This is a genomic window from Paenibacillus sp. YYML68 (assembly GCF_027923405.1).
Lineage (GTDB): Bacteria > Bacillota > Bacilli > Paenibacillales > NBRC-103111 > Paenibacillus_G.
The window spans coordinates 2,712,905-2,728,903 of record NZ_BQYI01000001.1 but is presented as its reverse complement, the minus strand read 5'-3'; the positions used below and the strand labels follow the sequence as shown (position 1 = coordinate 2,728,903).

The following is a 15,999-nucleotide window of genomic DNA, read 5'->3' as shown; positions in this document are numbered from 1 at the left end:
TAAGGCGTGCGTTACAGGAGTCTTCCTCTGGAAACTTCGTATAACACATGATTGATCACATCAATGATTTGTGGTAGCTCAGCTGACTTATAGATAAAGATAGGATCAATCCAGTAACCAAGGTGCTCAACACCTTCTGCATATTCCGTTAAGACCAGACAGTATTCTCCCTCGTTTCTAAATGGGTACCAACCCAGATCGATGATTTTCGAGTAATAGGGGTACGTCATCACCAACAGGTTTTCTTTTTGATTCTGGGTATCATCGCCTTCGAGATGAAACGAGCATCTTAAATCATTGTAAACCACATTCCATCCAGAAGGTACCCTCAACGGAGCCAATTCGTTTGACATCGTTTTACCACCCCATCACTACCCTACATAGGAGGTCACCATGAACGTCATCAAAGCCAAGGATCGCATCGAGCTCGACAAGAAGCTGCCTTCCATGCCGTGGTACATTGAGAAATTCATCAACTACAAGCTGCCGGATCTCTCCCCCTCCTCCTTGCTCGAATATACGAGAGATTACGAGACGTTCCTGTCGTGGCTCATCGCGGAAGGTCTGACCACTGCCGCTCACATGAAGGGCGTACCGATCGAGGACCTCGAGCGTCTGCATATGGAGAGCATCGACAACTTCAAGATGCACCTCGCCTCGCGTAGAACGAATGCGAACACACGTACGACCATATCCCGCAAGCTGTCGTCGCTGAGGTCGCTTTTTCACTACTTAAGCCAGATTGCTGAGGATGAGAATTTCTACCCGCTTCTGAAGCGCAACGTGATGGCCAAGGTCGAGATCAAGCGGACGCATAAGCCGAAGGATACGGCGGCCAAGCTGGAGGGCAAGCTGCTTCAAGAGGTAGAGATCACCGAATTCATCAACTACGTCAGGTTAGGTTACGGAACGGATGTGGCGAGCAACAAGCAAGCGACCTACGCCTACGAGATCAACAAGACACGCGACGTCTGCATCGTCAGCCTTATTCTTAATTCCGGTCTGCGTGTGTCGGAGGTCGTCAATCTGAATGTAGAGGACGTCGATCTGAAGAAGAAGCTGCTGTACGTGTTCCGCAAAGGTAAAAATGACGAGACGTTCAAAACGCCCGTCTACTTCCGCGCCGACGCCATCGACGACCTGACTGCTTATCTGGAGCTGCGTTCGTCCATCTACAAGGCGCCGAAGCGTGAAAAGGCCCTCTTCCTTGCCCTGGCCAACGGCAAAAAAGAAGGCGATCGGATGACTAAGCGTGCCATTCAAGAGATGGTCATCAAATATGCAAAGCGGTTCGGCAAGCCGTACCTGTCTGTGCATAAGCTGCGGCACTCGTTCGCGACGGACTATTACTTGCGCAACGATCTGTACAAAACGCAGGAGCAGCTCGGTCACGCCTCGCCCGAGACGACGCAAATCTACGCCCATCTCACCGACCGAACGATGGCGGAGGCGATTGATCGTACGAAGGAGGAATAACTCACGATCCCTTGCTCACCCAGAACGTCATCTGCTCCCCCTTCTTGACGGTAGCTCCTGGCTCAGGGCTTTGCCGAATGACGGTAGCAGCGGGCTGATCATTCTTCTCGAGAAAATACTGATACTTCACACCGGAGGACAGCGCCAGCTTCTCGGCCTCCTCCTTCTTCAGCCCGACGAGGTTCGGCACCTTTACCTCAGCTCCCTCGGCCACCGAAGCAGGCGCCTCTGCTTCACGGGAAGGCTGCTCCTCCTTCGGGACCGGTGCTGCCCCTTCCGAGGCTGCTGGCGGCTTCCGCTGAGCCGTTCCCTCCTGCGGGGTCACTGTGGCATTCGCCTCTGCTGCAGCCTTCAGCCGGCTAGGCGTTGCACGATTCGCACCCGCCTCGAGTATGAACAAGAACACGCTCACGGCTGTCACCGCGGCCACACCAGCGAGTAGGAAGCCGAACAGCGCCTTCTTCAGCAGCGACACCCGCTGCGGCGCTTCATTCTCATCCTCACCCTCATCCTCGTCGGCTAGTGCCACATCAGCGACCTCATCCTCGCGCTTATGCAATAACTCCTTGGACGATTTACTTCTCTCCTCTGGAGTCAGCTTAACCGCTTGGAATTCAGCCGTGCGCTCATCCGGCTTCTCAGCGTGAGCCTCTCCCTCTGAATGTACAGACTGCTGCGCGGCCGCGGCAGAAGCATGTGACGGTCTGATCGGCATAGTGCCAGAGCTGCTGCGCTCCGCCTCCCGCTGTTCATGCTGTTCCGCTCCAGCACGCCCGGCCTCCATCTCCCCATGCCGAGCCGCACCTTCCTCACCCGCAGTACGACTCCCACGGCCAGCATCTTCTCCCATCGGCTCCACATGAGCAGCAGACAGCGACTCCTTCAGCCGCTGCAGCTGGACGATGAAGGAGACGAGCGTCTCCTGCCCGTTCCAGCCGCGCACCAGCAGGGACACGATCTGCTGCACGTACACCTCCGCCACAGCACCGCGCTTCATACAGGCGAGCAGCTTGAGCTCGCGCGCCTCCGCACTCACAGGAAGCGCCTCGCTGCCCGTTGTCAGCTGATACATCAGCGAAGCGAGACCTGCTGCACCGACGTCGCCTTCGCTGCCTTTTTGCCAATAGTTGATATATAGTAATCGGCCCTCATCATTCACCCACACATTGTCCGCAATTAGGGAGTAGCCCGCGATGCCCCGCTCCAGCGCATCAAGGATACCACTGCTCAGCTCCGTTACACAGCGCACGGCGTCACCAACACTGAGGCTCAGCTGCGAGAGCTGCAAGCTTAACGGCTCACCGCTCGGCGCCTTCAGGACGGCATAGCTGGAAGTATCTTCCACCCCGACGTCAAGAAGCTGAAGAAAGTGGTTATCGTTAAAGTGTGCCACCGCCTGCAGCGCTCTCAGGAAGGACTGCTGCTCGAATTCGCCCGGCAGCTCATGAATGAACAGCACGAGCTCACGTTGCAGGGACAGGTCCGTCCCTTCGTACAGCATCCCGCTACGCAGCGGCAAGATCGGCTTATGGACGACATAACGGGAACGTAATATACGGTCCATCTGAATCCCCCCAACCAATGGCTTCGACTATGGCATGCCGAGAGCAATAAACTTTTATACGATTCGTGTAGACATCCATTTTTTAGACGCTAGACTCGTGACAGCCTACACATCATATTCACCATAACATCGGTGTATGACAGATCGGCCCCGTCCCCACGTCCCCTTCAGAGAAGATACGGCTTCGACTCGTAGCCAATAATGATATATAACTAGTACGAGAGAATTGGCTCCGTGGTCAACGTCAGTCAGTTGCATTCAATCAGCACAGAGGTATAATTTTACAAAGTCCACAAGTTGGAGGGTATGCTTACGATATGGTTAAGAAATTTGTCTTTTGCTGTGTTACTCTGTTTCTATGTACTAGTTTTGTTTTATTGACCGCGTTGCTAGGAACCACACAAATTGAAAGTCAAGAACAGTTGAGAAAAGCACAATTTGGATTTCCAATACCTTTTATAAATCAAGACCTAGTGAAGTCAGGATTAAATGGGTATGAGGGTGGCTTTCCGCATCGCTTTAAGATGCAAACAGACTTTCTTGATAACAATGTCAGCTTTGAAGTTTTGAGGTTAAATTTTATCTATTCAATATTATTAGTATACGGAATCGTCTTACTTTGCTATCTCCTAAGCCGTAAGATTTGGTTCAATAAGAAGTGAGCATGAAAAATCGTTCCAGCATTACGCAGCATCCACCTTTACCTCGCTTTCCATACAGTAGTATTTTCCAGTAATCTGGAATTATGCAGGAAATGATACGAGTACGAGGAGGGAACAACGGGCAATATGGCTTGCCCACTCGTCGCATAACCGAAGAACCGTGCCGAATACCGACACGGTAACACGTTTTATTCAGTGGAATGGCAGCCGATGTGTCGAAAATGTCTGAAAAATCAAAGAAGGAATCAATTCCTGCGCTTACCCGGGAAATGATTCTCGCTGTTGGTCAGAGCAGAACGTTTACTCTAGTGGGATTCAATCCGAAGTTTTTCCCGCCGACTCGACGCACGCCGCGAAGGCCGAGAACGCTTTGCTGCGGAACTGCTCTTTCCGGGAAATCAGACGCGTCGTTACGTAGCGATATGGCTCCGGTACCGAGTGGGCACGGAGCCGCTCATCGTCCGAGGTCACGACCGATTCGGTTAGAAGGGCGTAACCGATTCCGGCACGTACGCAATTCAGCATCGTATCCAGCGCACTCACCTCAATCATATTCATTGAAGCCACTCCCTGAGTTTGAAGCCAATGCTCAACTGCAGCGCGTAAGGGACACCCCTTAGGAAACACAATCCACGACGCCTTCGCCACTTCGGGAGCAGAAGCATCTTGACTGCCTTGCAGCAGAATGACTTCTTCCTGAATCTCATAGGCGACTTGCATCGAAGACAGATCGAATTCTCCCGTACAGAAGGCGCCATCCAACTCACGGTTTTGCAACCTGGAGTAATTTAGCGGCGAAGTGCCGGTCACAAGCGATAATGAAACCTCCGGATAGTTGATTTGAAAATCGGATAGCGCTCTAATAAATGCAGCAGACGATGCGATAGTTTCTACAACGCCGATGACAAGCGGCCCGCACGGTTGATCCGGCTCCTTGACAGCTAGAGCGGCATCCTCGACCATATGCAATATACTGGAAGCGTATCGGCTGAATAGCAGCCCTTTTTCAGTAGGCTCTACGCCTTTCGTGCTCCTGTGGAAAAGCTGCACCCCCAGCTCCTGCTCCAGCTTGCGTACCCTCGTTGTAATATTCGATTGGACATACCCTAGCTTCTCCGCCGCACGGGTAATGTTGCCTTCCTTCACAATGGCCAAAACCACTCTCAGATCGGTTAGTTCCATTTGAATTCCCCTCATCTCAAGACATCATTATCATTGATGACACCATCCCTTTTAATCATTTTACGATATGGAATTACTGAATTACAATTCATTACAAGAACACGAAATCGCAGGTAAGCCGCGATTCAAACTACGGTTCTATTGAAGGAGGTTTTTAAGATGATACGCGATTCTCATCTTTTTTCACAATTACAATTAGGTTCATTAACGTTATCGAACCGGGCGGTGCTATCACCAATGACTCGGACCAGCGCGGAGCCGTCCGGCCAAGCGAACGACCGTATGGCCCGCTACTACTCTCGCTTTGCGAAGGGTGGCTTCGGCCTCATCATCACAGAAGGGATTTATCCGGATCTGGTGAACAGCCGCAGCTACGAGAATCAGCCCGGCATAGCCAGCGATCAGCAGGCGGAATCATGGCGGCCTGTCATTCAAGCTGTTCAGCAGGAAGGGGGGAAGATTGTCGCGCAGCTGATGCATGCTGGCGCGCTCGTACAGCACAGCGGCTTTACGCCTATCGCTCCATCCGCGGTGAGACCGGTCGGGACGATGCTGGAAGACCACGGCGGGAGTGGAGAGTTCGCCGTTCCGAGGGCAATGACTTTGGAGGAAATACGCGCGGTGGTTGAAAGCTTCGCTCAGGCCGCAAGCCGCGCGAAACAGATCGGATTTGACGGCGTAGAAGTCCATGCGGCGAACGGCTACCTTCTGGATCAATTCCTCACAGACTACACGAACCATAGGACGGATGAATACGGCGGTTCGACTGAACGTCGAATCCGGATCGTCGTGGAGGTGCTGGAAGCGATTCGCGCTGCCACAGGCCCGGATTATGTGGTTGGCGTTCGCATTTCGCAAGGAAAGGTGAACGATTTCCATCACAAATGGGCTGACCGCGAGAGCGATGCCAAGATCATTTTTGAGCGGTTAAGAGCGGCGTCCCCCCACTATATTCATACAACTGAGTATAAAGCCTTTGCTCCAGCTTTCGGGGAAGGTAGCCCGACGCTTGCCGAGCTGGCCAGACGTTACAGCGGCCTTCCCGTCATCGCCAACGGCAAGCTGGGCGAGCCGGAACAGGCGGAGGCCCTGCTTGAGAAGGGCGAAGCCGATCTGATTGCAATCGGTACCAGTGCTCTAGTTAATCCCGATTGGGTGAAGAAAGTGCAAGCAGGTGAAGCGTTGAACGCCTTCGATCACCATTTTTTGCAGCCGATTGCGACGCTGAAAGAAGAAGAGACCGTCGAATGACGGTCCCTGATCTCATTCCTGTCTCCCGTTCAGCCTGTCAAATTAGCCAATGAAACCTCCCGAATCGAAGCGTCACATACATAGGCAATCGAGTTAGTTGAATAATAACAGCGGCAGTCTAAGACTTTATTTTTCAAGTCTTGGTCCGCCGCTGCTTCGTTTAATGCGGTAATTCAACGACTCCAGTCTAACACTTTATGTTCACCAAACACCATTTCCCATTAAGACGAGTGAGATTGGCGAGCCAGCTACTAACGTAACGAACAGCAAGCCTCCTCTTAACGTCCACGCTGCGCCTGAATCCCTCGCATGACCAGCTCATAATACGACTGCGCATGAGGGACGAATTGCTCTTGCGTCGCCAGTCGCTCCACATTCACCAGCGTCCCGCTCTCGTCCGGCTTCACTCCACTGATCCGCACCGGCTCGAGCATCAGCCCGCTCGCTAATAGCTTCACGTGCTCGAGACGAAGCGCATACAGTCCGGTCACTTCATCCGGCTGCAGATGGTACGACGCTAGCGGCCGCTCGCTATGCAGCACGTAGACGTGACAATACTCGCGATCGATTAGCCCGTCCCGGATCTCATCGGACTCGGCATAGATGCCGCAGCTATGCAGCTCCTCGAATGCACACGTCACCCCTAGCTCCTCCTCCAGCTCTCTTACTCCATCCTCCGGCGACTCCCCAGCGAGCAGATGCCCCGCACACGAGATGTCGAGCAGGCCCGGGAACGTATCCTTATCCGGATGCCGCTCCTGGAACAGCACATACACCTCACCGTTCTCTTCATACCAGAGCCAGCACTGGAAGGTCGCATGCCATAGCCCTTGCGTATGCGCCTCTGTGCGAGTCGCCGTACCGATCCGATTCATTCGATCATCGTAGATGTCGAATAGCTCCTGCTGCTTATCGTTCGACATGTCCATTCTCCTTCCTCAGCAACTCCGTTGGCGCCCATTGTCAGTACAGCGTAATATGTGTAAAATGTGAGGGATGTCCAGCGCAACGCACTAATATTCTACATTCATCGGAGGAATTGATCTCATATGAGTAACGTTCATCAAGCCATTACCGCCCACGTTTCGAAGCAAAACGCCCACCTGCAGCAGTTTCTGCAGCTGGAGGAGGCTCGCGAGCGCGCCATTGAAGAGGCCGTTGCGGCTTGCGCTGCAGGCCGTCCATTCCAGGTTGATCTGATCAATCGGATTACGTCGGCCATTAACGAGCATGCCCAGCAAGGCATCTCCCCGACACGGGTATATGTGACGGAGCAGATGGTGCGCGAGCACGCAGCCAAGCAGCAGGTGTAAGTAGGCAGCACTCCAGCAGCTGTAAGAGGCTTGCTTCTCAGATGCGGTGGAGGAGCGCGGTACGAGCAGACAGCTTGATCTTAGCTGACGCATCCAGAAGCGATCCTCCCCTGCTTGCTTAACATCTCCCCCGAACTAAGCTGGCGCAGCTAGTAGCGCTCTGCCTCTACGTCTGTCACATACATCTGCGCAATGTCGAGCCACTGCTCCAGCTCCTCCATGTGGCTCTCATCCAGTCTCTGGCGGAAGTGGATATGTATGCGGTAGCAGCCGTCGGGCATCGCAGAGGCTTCGCCGCCTGCTCTCGCTACAGCCTTGGACACGTCCGTGGACGCATCCTTGGACATGTCGCCAGACGTATTCACGGTCGCATCCACGGTCACACGATCGGCCGCGTCCATGAACTTATCCACGATCGCCTCGCCCGTCGTATACTTGGACGCATCCCTAATCGCACTTTCGCACGCCTCGTCTGACACATCACTAGTCGTACCCTCGCACGCCTCACTCCACACTTCCCCGACCGCATGCCCCAACACATCCCGAGGCTGCACCGTGCGAGTCAACTCATGTGCGATGTCCACCTCCTCGCCCCATAGACGCAGCGAATACGCATGAACCTTGTCCAGCTGCTCGGCTCGCTCATACGGCAGCTCGAGTGTCAACGACAGCGACGCCCCAGGGCGGTGCTCCGCCAGCCGCAGCATACGATGCTCGGCAGCGAAGTCGGCCATTCCGCTCGAGAGCGCCACGATGGCGCGGCTAGCGCCCCCGCGCGGCTGCAGCATCATCTCGAACGTGCGGCTCATCGTGGCGAGGTCCACCCTGTCGTGCCTCGCGACGATGGCGAGGCCTCCCTCTGCATCCAGATCGTACAGCTTTCCCTCCAGCACAACCTTCAGATTATCATAGATCGTCGGATCGAACATATGATCGCTCCTCTCTTTTTTTTATCAGACAACGTCACTAGCGTTGCATTAATGTTCTCAGAATCATCATAATATTCACTCTAATTGTTCCGCAGACATGAAAAAAATCCTTTACAATGGAATGGCAGGTAGTACCTGTCCATAATCCACTGAAAAGGATCAGCCATGGACAAGGATACCCTATTTTCTTCATTTGGTAAATGGATTTCTCCAATTTGTGCGAAGACGTTCACAGATCGTGTTCGTGAAATGGAACAAGATAAATATGTGAAGAAGCTTACAACATTGTCGTACCTTAAATTGTTCTTGCATGCGCAAATTCAGCAGCGAGACGGGCTTCGTGAAATAGCTGCCGATGTGCTTTGTGAAAACTTTCAAAGGGAACTCGGAATCCAATCGATCTCCGCCTCCCAGTTAAGCCGGAAGCATAATCAAGTCGACTCTTCCTTGCTGGAACAAGTATTCCAGTCGCTGGTGCAGCACATTCGCCGAAGCGAAGCTCCTCCTTCCCTTCGAAAAGATTTTAAGATCATCGACTCTACGACCATCGGACTTTGCCTGCAAAAATACAAATGGGCTGAGTTCCGGAAAACGAAAGCTGGAATCAAGCTACACTTTCGCCTGGCGTATATGGATGATGAAACTGCTGTTCCCGAGAAGGTCAACATGACACCTGCCAAGAAGAGTGACCGCAGTCAGTTGGATGACCTGGTCGACGAAGTGGGTTGCACCTACGTGTTTGATCGCGGCTATATCGACTACGCCAAGTTTGACGACTACTGCGACCGTGGCATTTTCTTTGTGACTCGGACGAAAAAGAATACCGCCATCCGTCAGATTGAGTCGTTTAAACTGCCAGCTGATGCTCGTGTGAAATCGGATGAAATGGTGTACATCGGAACACCGCAGAAGCGAATGGAAAACGTCTTGCGATTGATCCAAACGGAAGATACCGAAGGCAATCCGATTACCATTCTCACGAACCGCTTCGACTTAGAGGCGGATGAAATCGGACAAATCTACCGGGAACGCTGGGCGATTGAAACATTCTTCAAATGGATGAAGCAGCACGTACGCATCAAGACATTTTATGGAACCAGTGAGCAAGCCGTTATGAATCAGGTGTGGATGGCACTCATCGCCTTTTGTCTGCTCGTGCTGGTGAAGATGGAAACGGGCACCAAACACAGTCTGCTGGATCTATACCGGTGGCTAAAGGTTTTGCTATGGAATTCAGCAGAAATCTGGATGGAACGTATTCATTACAAACCAAGTCGAACATCTGCAGGTAGGCGAAAGAGAGTTTAGTGCAAAGTTCACAGAATCCTATCCTTTTTTACATATAATTACCAAATGGACAGGTTACCTTTATATGGGGGGCGACCTTTTGGCTGATTGACCCAGAATAAATGACTGAATTTTTTGACTATTAGTGATGATGAGTTTTATGCAACGCTAGTGAGACAACGTATAAGAACATAAGCCCGAATGGGAACATAAGGCGAATATAACGAGTAAAGGAGCTTATTCCACTGAACAGACGAATGCTACTCGCCGCACAGCTGCGCCTCGCACTCTGTCTCTTGATACTACTGGTCGCCTGGAGCACGCCGCCTGCCGCAAGCGCCAGTGCCGCCAACGATCCGGCCGGGCTGCACATTAACCATGTGAAGCTCGCGAGTCTAGATAGCATGGTGCGACAAGCGGACCTCATCGTATACACTGAGCTGCGGGATGACAGCAAGCCATACCCGACAGGACATAGCATCGGCAGCGGTAAGCTGTATCACTACACGCAGACCGCACTCGTGAAGCGCACGGTCAAGGGCTCCATAGCCTCTACCAGCTTCAAGCTGGTCGTAGACGGCGTTGAGCCGCTGCCCAAGCCCTCCGATCCGCTGAACGACACCTATACGGGCCCGTTCACGGAAGGGCTGTATGTATTGTTCCTTCAGCAGACAGCCGAACGTGGAACGTACACACTGGTCGGCGGAGGCTGGCAAGCCGTATACCCGGTGGTGGATAACCGGATCATTGCGCTGCAGCAGGGCGGCTTCCCGGAGCTGAACGGCTTGTCTGTGCAAGAGCTCGCCGCCAAGCTTCGTCCCTCTGCAGCCTCGAGCCGTTGACGCCTCACCAGACGCGCACTCGCCTTCGTGCACACGAAAACTCCCCGATACCTAGCGCATCGGGGAGTCTCCTATGCCTGTACGTAGTCTGCTTACGTGTAAGCGTTAAGGCGCCATCCAATCATCTGCGTGAATGCCCTGCTCCACCGCAAACTCGAAATCATACACGTCATACACTTGAACCGGTATTTCAAGCTGAATAATTTTCCCCATTAGCTCCAGCTGGTCCGTCACGATCGGCGCCTGCTCGCGCATCGAGGTAAGGATAAGCTCCGTCTCGATCGGGTCAAGCGCTTCCCCATACTGCGCATTCTCCGCTGCATTCACAACGAGGAACGTCACATTCGGATTAATCGGCAGCGGAGGGCTGATCCGCCAAGGGACACCGAGTGCGCGCTCCAGTTTTTTCCGGTTAAAGGAATCATCGAAATAAGCGATCAGCTCGCCGATCTTACTCTTCACGTGCGCATCATCCTCGGCCTCCGGCATCACCGGCTCCGGGCTGTCCTTCATCTCATACAGCTCCATAATGGTATGATAAGGAATTAAATACTCAACAGGCTGGCTGGGCGCTAGCAGCTCCCCGTAGATGGCCACCAGTACGGCCTCAATCACGAATCGCCGGGACATGGCAGACTCCTCCTTCAACAGTTACATCGATCCATCCGTTAATTATAGCATATGATCAAGCCGCCTTCACCTGCATACGTGCCGATGACCGGACCCATCTCTGCAATGAACGTCTCACGGAACGGATATTTCTTCAGAATGCGATCTCTTAACTCCAGCGCTTCCTCAAGGCAATTGCTATGTGCGACGCCTAGCACCCGCTCGTCCAGCGGTCCGCGTATGTCCTCCAGCTTCTCCACGAGACGGTTAATCGCGTTCTTCTTCCCTCGCACCTTATCCGCGACCTCGACGGCTCCCTCCTCGTTCGCCCGCATAACGAGCTTCACGTTCAGCACCGAAGCGATCGCCCCCTTAGCTCGATCCAGACGGCCGCCCTTGATCACATTCTCCAGCGTATCGAGATAGAAGTACGTCTTCGTCTTGGGCACACGCGCCTCGGCACGCGCCACTACCTCTTCATAGCCAAGACCCGTCTCCATATCGCGGAAAATCTGGTGCAGCATCAGTCCTGTGCCGAGCGACGCCGTGCGTGAGTCGATGACTGCAATACGGCGCGATGACGAGCCGTTCCCCTCGACGAGCTCCTTCGCCATGATCGCATGCGCGTACGTGCTGCTCAGACTCGACGAGATCGTCACGACGATCAAGTCATCGTCAGGATGCTTCTCCATCGCCTGCACGAAATCTCCTGGTGAGGGACTGGCTGTTTTTGGTAAGTTTTTATGCGCTTTCATCTTATCATAGAACGACCTCATCCCTTGCCCCACATCGTAAGGGAGATCGTCAAACGTCACATGCAGCGGAACGACCTGAAACGACTGCTGCTCCGTCCAGGACGACGGAAAGTCAACGCCGCCATCTGTTATCAATCGAATTGCCAATCAGGATCACTCCTACTCTCTCATATTGCGTCTATCTATCCTGTACGAACAGGCTCCAGCGTGATTTCATTATGACATGCTCCGTACTCCTCCTGCAACCGTTATAGCTTACATGGTTAATCATTCATAGGGTTAATTGTCCGTTAAATGTCCAAAAAGGCTGCACACGGCAGCCAATCACCGCATACAGCCTGTTCAGCCGCTCTATGAACGCTCTCTCTTCCTGCTTACATCACACGACGCGCCGTCGTATAGTTGTTCTTCCACCAGCCCTTCGTCATGTCCGAGATCGTCACACCAGGCGCTCCGTACGTATGGATCACCTTGCCATTGCCGATATAGATCCCGACATGATGAATCGGGGAGTAGAAGAATACAAGATCGCCTGGCTTCAGGTTCGCCTTCGAGACGTAGGTGCCGACCTTGGACATCTCCTTCGACGTGCGCGGCAGCTTCTTGCCATACTGATTGAACACGGTCCAGACGAACGAGGAGCAGTCGAATACTTTCGTCTGTCCGAGCTTCGCTCCGAACTTGTACGGTGTGCCCATATATGATTTGCTGGTGGCGATGACATCCTGTGCCTTCGAATAGCTCATCGCGCCAGCCTCGGGAGCGGGAATAGCTAGGGTGCCGGTCATAAGCAGCGCCGCGCTCAAGCTGACGGCGACAACCTTGCGGCTGAGTAGTTGTTTGAATGGCTGCATCATTGTAGTCGTCCTCCTTGGGTGTGGGTTAGGCTCATGGCCTGAAGCCACTATACCACACGCCTAGGTAGGATGAAGCTGGCAATGCTACAATAATCCGTTGGGGCGCTAGGGCTCAGACCCCTTTATGAGAAAACGATTAAAATCGTTCCGCATCGATTCCACCGCCACCACCCTGCTCTAGCTTCCTGCCATTCCACCCGTTTCCAATACGCTAGGCAGCTCGACCGTCACGCTCGTCCCTGCTCCTACCTCACTATTAATCTCGATCGAGCCGCCGTGACGCTCCGCGATCTCCTTGGCGATCGACAGCCCAAGACCACTTCCGCTCTTGGCTCGCTCCTTCGATGCATCGACACGATAGAACCGCTCGAACACATTCGGCAGATGCTCCGTAGGAATGCCGATGCCCTCATCGGCGACGACGAGCCGAACGTGTCCATGCTCCGACTCGACGATGACTTGTATCGCAGAACAACTATACTTGAGCGCATTATCGAGCAAAATAATGATCAGCTGCTTCAGCTGGGAGCGGCTTCCACGTAGAGGAATGCGACTCGGCCTGCAGCTCAGTCGAATGTCCCGCTCGAACGCAAGCTCAAGCTGACCCGCTGTCTCGCTCACAAGCTGTGCCAGATCGAGCGATTCCAGCTTCGCAGCGTGAGACTCAAGCCGCTCTACCTCTGCCAGCCTGAGCAGCGTCGTGATGAGCTCCTTCATTCGACTTGCCTCCGAGTCAATAGCACTAAGCGCCTCCTCTCGGACGAGCGGGTCGTCCCACCCCCATCTGCGCAGCATCGACACGTAGCTAGAGATGACGGTCAACGGTGTTCGGAGCTCATGGGAAGCATCGGAGACGAATTTCCGCTGCTTCCGATCATAGTCGCGAAGCGAATCCATCAGCTCATTGAACGTCAGGCCGAGCTGACCGATCTCATCGCTCGACGCGGTATATTTCACATGCAGCCCTGTGAACGTACGGCTCGTTCGCGCCCGATTCATCGTATCGACCAGATCACGGAGTGGCTTGGACAGGAAGCGGGTATAGAACACACCGCTAATGAGAGCAACGACGACGGCGGCTCCGCTCGTCCACAGCAAGCCCGTATCAATCAGCTCCATCCACTCACTGGTCACGTGAAGCGCTTTACCCAGCTCCAGCATGCCGACTTGAGTTCCCTTATCGAGAATCGGCACCTGAAGGAATAGCATGCGGAAGCCGAAGTCATTCACCAGATCGGAATGATAGCTCGTTCGGTAGACGATCGGATATTCTGACAGCCGCACGTGCGCCGACATCCCCGCCTTCACCGAGCCTTCCGGCGAGATGATGCGGATCATCATCTGGTCGTCGCTGAATTCTTGCAGCAATTCCGCCCGCGCCCAATTCGCAGGCACCCGCACCTCGGGATTGCGCAATATAATTTGCGCCTTATTCCATAGCATGCGCGTCTCGTTGTCCGTCGTCTTGCTCGATATATAATAGTAGAGAGACACGTTGAACACCGCGATGATGAGCATGATCCAGATCGAGGTTAGCAGGATGAATCGTGTACGGAGGCTCATGACTCTGCACCTTCCAGCCTATAGCCGACACCTCGTACGGTCTGTAGCAGCTTCGGCCTATAGCCTTGATCAATCTTCTGCCTCAGGTAGCGGATATACACATCCACGACGTTCGTGTCCCCAGTATGCGAATACCCCCACACGTCCTCGATTAGACGGTCGCGGCTGAGCACCTCACCCTGATGCTTCAGCATGTAATGCAGCAGCTCGAACTCGGTCGGCGTCAGCTCAATCGACTGACCGTCCCGCTCGACCTTGCGAGTAGACGTATGTAGGGAGAGTCCTGCTGCATGCAGCAGCTCACCCCCGGGACAGCTACCAGCCACTGGCGTCTGTCGAGACAGCCTGATTAAGCTGCGGATGCGGGCCAGCAGCTCAGGCGCTGCGAATGGCTTGGTGACATAGTCACCAGCGCCAAGGTCTAACCCTTCAACGATATTGTCCGTCGTATCGCGTGCCGTCAGCAGCAGCACAGGAACAGAGCTTCCTTCCGCTCTTAATCTGCGCAGCAGCTCCAGTCCATCGATTCCAGGCAGCATCACATCTAGCACAATCAAGCTCCAAGCCTCGCTACCAGCCAGCTCCAGACCGCGCAGCCCGTCAGTAGCAATCGTCACCTCATAGCCCTCGTGCCGCAGCTCCAGCTCTAGCACACGCGCAATATGCGGCTCGTCCTCTACGATCAGTATTCGCTCCTTCACCTGCATCGCCGCCCGTAAGTGAATTTCATAATAATAGGCTACCCGCGGCAATACGGCTCTATGCTCCAACACCATACGTGTTCGATATGAAAAAAAAAGCGCACACGCCAAATCGCGCATACGCTTTCGAGCCTGCATCTATTTGTTCGAATGAGCTCCCGCAGACAGCTCCTCACGGTCGCTACCGAATGCCATGATCACATTCTGGATCTTCTGAAGTCGAATATATTCGTTCTGCTTCAGATCAGTACGGAAGTACGCATACATATAGGCGCCCTCGATGAACGACAGACTCGGATAGCAGACCAGCTCCGAATTTGTGTACGGATTGTCGATCAGCACCTGCCACTCGCCTTCTCGCTCTGAGGCCGGGATCGCTTCGAATACAGTCTGCTTATGGAAGCAGATGCTCTCGAACTCGTCCCAGATGCTCGCCCACGATGGACTGAAGGCACCAGGCTCCGGGAACAGCTCCCTCGCTGTACGCAGCAGCTCGCTGGTCCGCTCGCAGCCTGCATCCTCATAGCTCTTAAGCCAGTCGCGGAATCGCTCCAGGAACAGCCGGAACGGCGTGAAGCCGCCCTCGCTCATCTTGACTCGAAACTGCTCCAGCTCCTCCTTGCTGCTCAAGGTCTCAAATACGGTAAAAGGATTCGTCGTCAGCTCCATGAATTATTATCGCCTCCATGCCGTTATAGCTTAGCCTTGACGCGTATGTACGTTAAGCGCTCCATCGGGCGTCATCGTCAGCACCCTTGTCGGATCGTTCTTCAGCTTCACATTGCACACCTTCACGCGATGCTCATCCAGCTTCACCACAAGCCAGCCGCCCAAGTGCTCGTGTCCGAGGTCGTTCAAGAACGTGTCTCGTTGCGCCTCGGCTTCCTCCTCATCGTCCCACTGCTTCACACCGTAGTAGTCGATGTTGTAATTATTTTTCTGGATGCATGCGGCGATCTCGCCAGTCTGCTCTTGTCGCAGTACATAAGGCATCGGTACAGCACCTCC

General features: G+C 53.7%; 17 protein-coding genes. 5 read left to right on the top strand and 12 right to left on the bottom strand.

Features of this window, described 5'->3' with window-relative positions; genetic code table 11:
- Positions 1 to 11: 11 nt before the first annotated feature.
- Positions 12 to 353, bottom strand: a complete 342-nt coding sequence (locus PAE68_RS12560; protein ID WP_281887441.1) for a hypothetical protein — start codon at positions 351 to 353, stop codon at positions 12 to 14.
- A 40-nt stretch (positions 354 to 393) separates the two neighbouring features.
- On the opposite strand from PAE68_RS12560, the gene xerS reads away from it, so the two are divergent.
- On the top strand, positions 394 to 1,476 hold the full coding sequence (xerS, locus tag PAE68_RS12555) for a tyrosine recombinase XerS (RefSeq protein ID WP_281887440.1): 1,083 nt from the start codon (positions 394 to 396) through the stop codon (positions 1,474 to 1,476).
- A 1-nt stretch (position 1,477) separates the two neighbouring features.
- Here the strand turns inward: xerS and PAE68_RS12550 are convergent, their stop codons facing one another.
- Both PAE68_RS12550 and PAE68_RS12545 read right to left on the bottom strand, forming a co-directional pair.
- Positions 1,478 to 3,040 carry a PASTA domain-containing protein gene (locus PAE68_RS12550; protein WP_281887439.1) on the bottom strand — a complete coding sequence of 521 codons (1,563 nt, stop codon included), beginning with the start codon at positions 3,038 to 3,040 and terminating at the stop codon, positions 1,478 to 1,480.
- A 977-nt stretch (positions 3,041 to 4,017) separates the two neighbouring features.
- Entirely contained in the window at positions 4,018 to 4,884 is an 867-nt protein-coding gene (locus PAE68_RS12545; protein WP_281887438.1) for a LysR family transcriptional regulator, read from the bottom strand.
- A gap of 159 nt (positions 4,885 to 5,043) precedes the next feature.
- On the opposite strand from PAE68_RS12545, the gene PAE68_RS12540 reads away from it, so the two are divergent.
- Positions 5,044 to 6,135, top strand: a complete 1,092-nt coding sequence (locus PAE68_RS12540; protein ID WP_281887437.1) for an NADH:flavin oxidoreductase — start codon at positions 5,044 to 5,046, stop codon at positions 6,133 to 6,135.
- 278 nt (positions 6,136 to 6,413) lie between these two features.
- Here PAE68_RS12540 and PAE68_RS12535 read toward each other — a convergent pair whose 3' ends face one another.
- Complete coding sequence (locus PAE68_RS12535) at positions 6,414 to 7,058, bottom strand: NUDIX hydrolase (protein ID WP_281887436.1); 645 nt, start codon at positions 7,056 to 7,058, stop codon at positions 6,414 to 6,416.
- Positions 7,059 to 7,184: 126 nt separating this feature from the next.
- Between PAE68_RS12535 and PAE68_RS12530 the strand changes: the two genes are divergently transcribed.
- Positions 7,185 to 7,448, top strand: coding sequence for a DUF2533 family protein (locus PAE68_RS12530; RefSeq protein ID WP_281887435.1), 264 nt, complete (start codon positions 7,185 to 7,187; stop codon positions 7,446 to 7,448).
- Positions 7,449 to 7,597: 149 nt separating this feature from the next.
- Here the strand turns inward: PAE68_RS12530 and PAE68_RS12525 are convergent, their stop codons facing one another.
- Positions 7,598 to 8,377 carry a hypothetical protein gene (locus tag PAE68_RS12525; RefSeq protein ID WP_281887434.1) on the bottom strand — a complete coding sequence of 260 codons (780 nt, stop codon included), beginning with the start codon at positions 8,375 to 8,377 and terminating at the stop codon, positions 7,598 to 7,600.
- Positions 8,378 to 8,542: 165 nt separating this feature from the next.
- On the opposite strand from PAE68_RS12525, the gene PAE68_RS12520 reads away from it, so the two are divergent.
- Positions 8,543 to 9,685: an IS4 family transposase gene (locus PAE68_RS12520; protein WP_281887433.1), complete on the top strand. Its 1,143-nt coding sequence runs from the start codon at positions 8,543 to 8,545 to the stop codon at positions 9,683 to 9,685.
- A 236-nt stretch (positions 9,686 to 9,921) separates the two neighbouring features.
- Positions 9,922 to 10,506, top strand: coding sequence for a hypothetical protein (locus tag PAE68_RS12515; RefSeq protein WP_281887432.1), 585 nt, complete (start codon positions 9,922 to 9,924; stop codon positions 10,504 to 10,506).
- Between the two features lie 105 nt (positions 10,507 to 10,611).
- On the opposite strand, the gene PAE68_RS12510 is transcribed toward PAE68_RS12515, so the two are convergent.
- The 7 genes from PAE68_RS12510 to PAE68_RS12480 all read right to left on the bottom strand — a co-directional run bounded on the left by PAE68_RS12510 (position 10,612) and on the right by PAE68_RS12480 (position 15,984).
- Complete coding sequence (locus tag PAE68_RS12510) at positions 10,612 to 11,136, bottom strand: ADP-heptose synthase (RefSeq protein ID WP_281887431.1); 525 nt, start codon at positions 11,134 to 11,136, stop codon at positions 10,612 to 10,614.
- 38 nt (positions 11,137 to 11,174) lie between these two features.
- Entirely contained in the window at positions 11,175 to 12,017 is an 843-nt protein-coding gene (locus PAE68_RS12505) for a DegV family protein (RefSeq protein WP_281887430.1), read from the bottom strand.
- Between the two features lie 227 nt (positions 12,018 to 12,244).
- Positions 12,245 to 12,727 (bottom strand): C40 family peptidase, encoded by a 483-nt coding sequence (locus PAE68_RS12500; RefSeq protein ID WP_309299328.1) that lies wholly within the window; start codon positions 12,725 to 12,727, stop codon positions 12,245 to 12,247.
- A 177-nt stretch (positions 12,728 to 12,904) separates the two neighbouring features.
- Positions 12,905 to 14,290 carry a sensor histidine kinase gene (locus PAE68_RS12495; RefSeq protein ID WP_281887429.1) on the bottom strand — a complete coding sequence of 462 codons (1,386 nt, stop codon included), beginning with the start codon at positions 14,288 to 14,290 and terminating at the stop codon, positions 12,905 to 12,907.
- Positions 14,287 to 14,991 (bottom strand): response regulator transcription factor, encoded by a 705-nt coding sequence (locus tag PAE68_RS12490; protein ID WP_281887428.1) that lies wholly within the window; start codon positions 14,989 to 14,991, stop codon positions 14,287 to 14,289. The genes PAE68_RS12495 and PAE68_RS12490 overlap by 4 nt, the downstream gene beginning before the upstream one ends.
- A gap of 138 nt (positions 14,992 to 15,129) precedes the next feature.
- On the bottom strand, positions 15,130 to 15,660 hold the full coding sequence (locus tag PAE68_RS12485) for a hypothetical protein (protein ID WP_281887427.1): 531 nt from the start codon (positions 15,658 to 15,660) through the stop codon (positions 15,130 to 15,132).
- 30 nt (positions 15,661 to 15,690) lie between these two features.
- Positions 15,691 to 15,984 carry a hypothetical protein gene (locus PAE68_RS12480; RefSeq protein WP_281887426.1) on the bottom strand — a complete coding sequence of 98 codons (294 nt, stop codon included), beginning with the start codon at positions 15,982 to 15,984 and terminating at the stop codon, positions 15,691 to 15,693.
- Positions 15,985 to 15,999 lie beyond the last annotated feature (15 nt).

Bases quoted from the DNA above. Each gene is read 5' to 3' on its own strand.
- PAE68_RS12535 (WP_281887436.1), bottom strand. From the start codon at position 7,058: ATGTCGAACGATAAGCAGCAGGAGCTATTCGACATCTACGATGATCGA.
- PAE68_RS12520 (WP_281887433.1), top strand. From the start codon at position 8,543: ATGGACAAGGATACCCTATTTTCTTCATTTGGTAAATGGATTTCTCCA.
- PAE68_RS12515 (WP_281887432.1), top strand. From the start codon at position 9,922: ATGCTACTCGCCGCACAGCTGCGCCTCGCACTCTGTCTCTTGATACTA.
- PAE68_RS12525 (WP_281887434.1), bottom strand. From the start codon at position 8,377: ATGTTCGATCCGACGATCTATGATAATCTGAAGGTTGTGCTGGAGGGA.
- PAE68_RS12495 (WP_281887429.1), bottom strand. From the start codon at position 14,290: ATGAGCCTCCGTACACGATTCATCCTGCTAACCTCGATCTGGATCATG.
- PAE68_RS12485 (WP_281887427.1), bottom strand. From the start codon at position 15,660: ATGGAGCTGACGACGAATCCTTTTACCGTATTTGAGACCTTGAGCAGC.
- PAE68_RS12540 (WP_281887437.1), top strand. From the start codon at position 5,044: ATGATACGCGATTCTCATCTTTTTTCACAATTACAATTAGGTTCATTA.
- PAE68_RS12480 (WP_281887426.1), bottom strand. From the start codon at position 15,984: ATGCCTTATGTACTGCGACAAGAGCAGACTGGCGAGATCGCCGCATGC.
- PAE68_RS12560 (WP_281887441.1), bottom strand. From the start codon at position 353: ATGTCAAACGAATTGGCTCCGTTGAGGGTACCTTCTGGATGGAATGTG.
- PAE68_RS12500 (WP_309299328.1), bottom strand. From the start codon at position 12,727: ATGATGCAGCCATTCAAACAACTACTCAGCCGCAAGGTTGTCGCCGTC.
- PAE68_RS12510 (WP_281887431.1), bottom strand. From the start codon at position 11,136: ATGTCCCGGCGATTCGTGATTGAGGCCGTACTGGTGGCCATCTACGGG.
- PAE68_RS12550 (WP_281887439.1), bottom strand. From the start codon at position 3,040: ATGGACCGTATATTACGTTCCCGTTATGTCGTCCATAAGCCGATCTTG.
- PAE68_RS12545 (WP_281887438.1), bottom strand. From the start codon at position 4,884: ATGGAACTAACCGATCTGAGAGTGGTTTTGGCCATTGTGAAGGAAGGC.
- PAE68_RS12530 (WP_281887435.1), top strand. From the start codon at position 7,185: ATGAGTAACGTTCATCAAGCCATTACCGCCCACGTTTCGAAGCAAAAC.
- xerS (WP_281887440.1), top strand. From the start codon at position 394: ATGAACGTCATCAAAGCCAAGGATCGCATCGAGCTCGACAAGAAGCTG.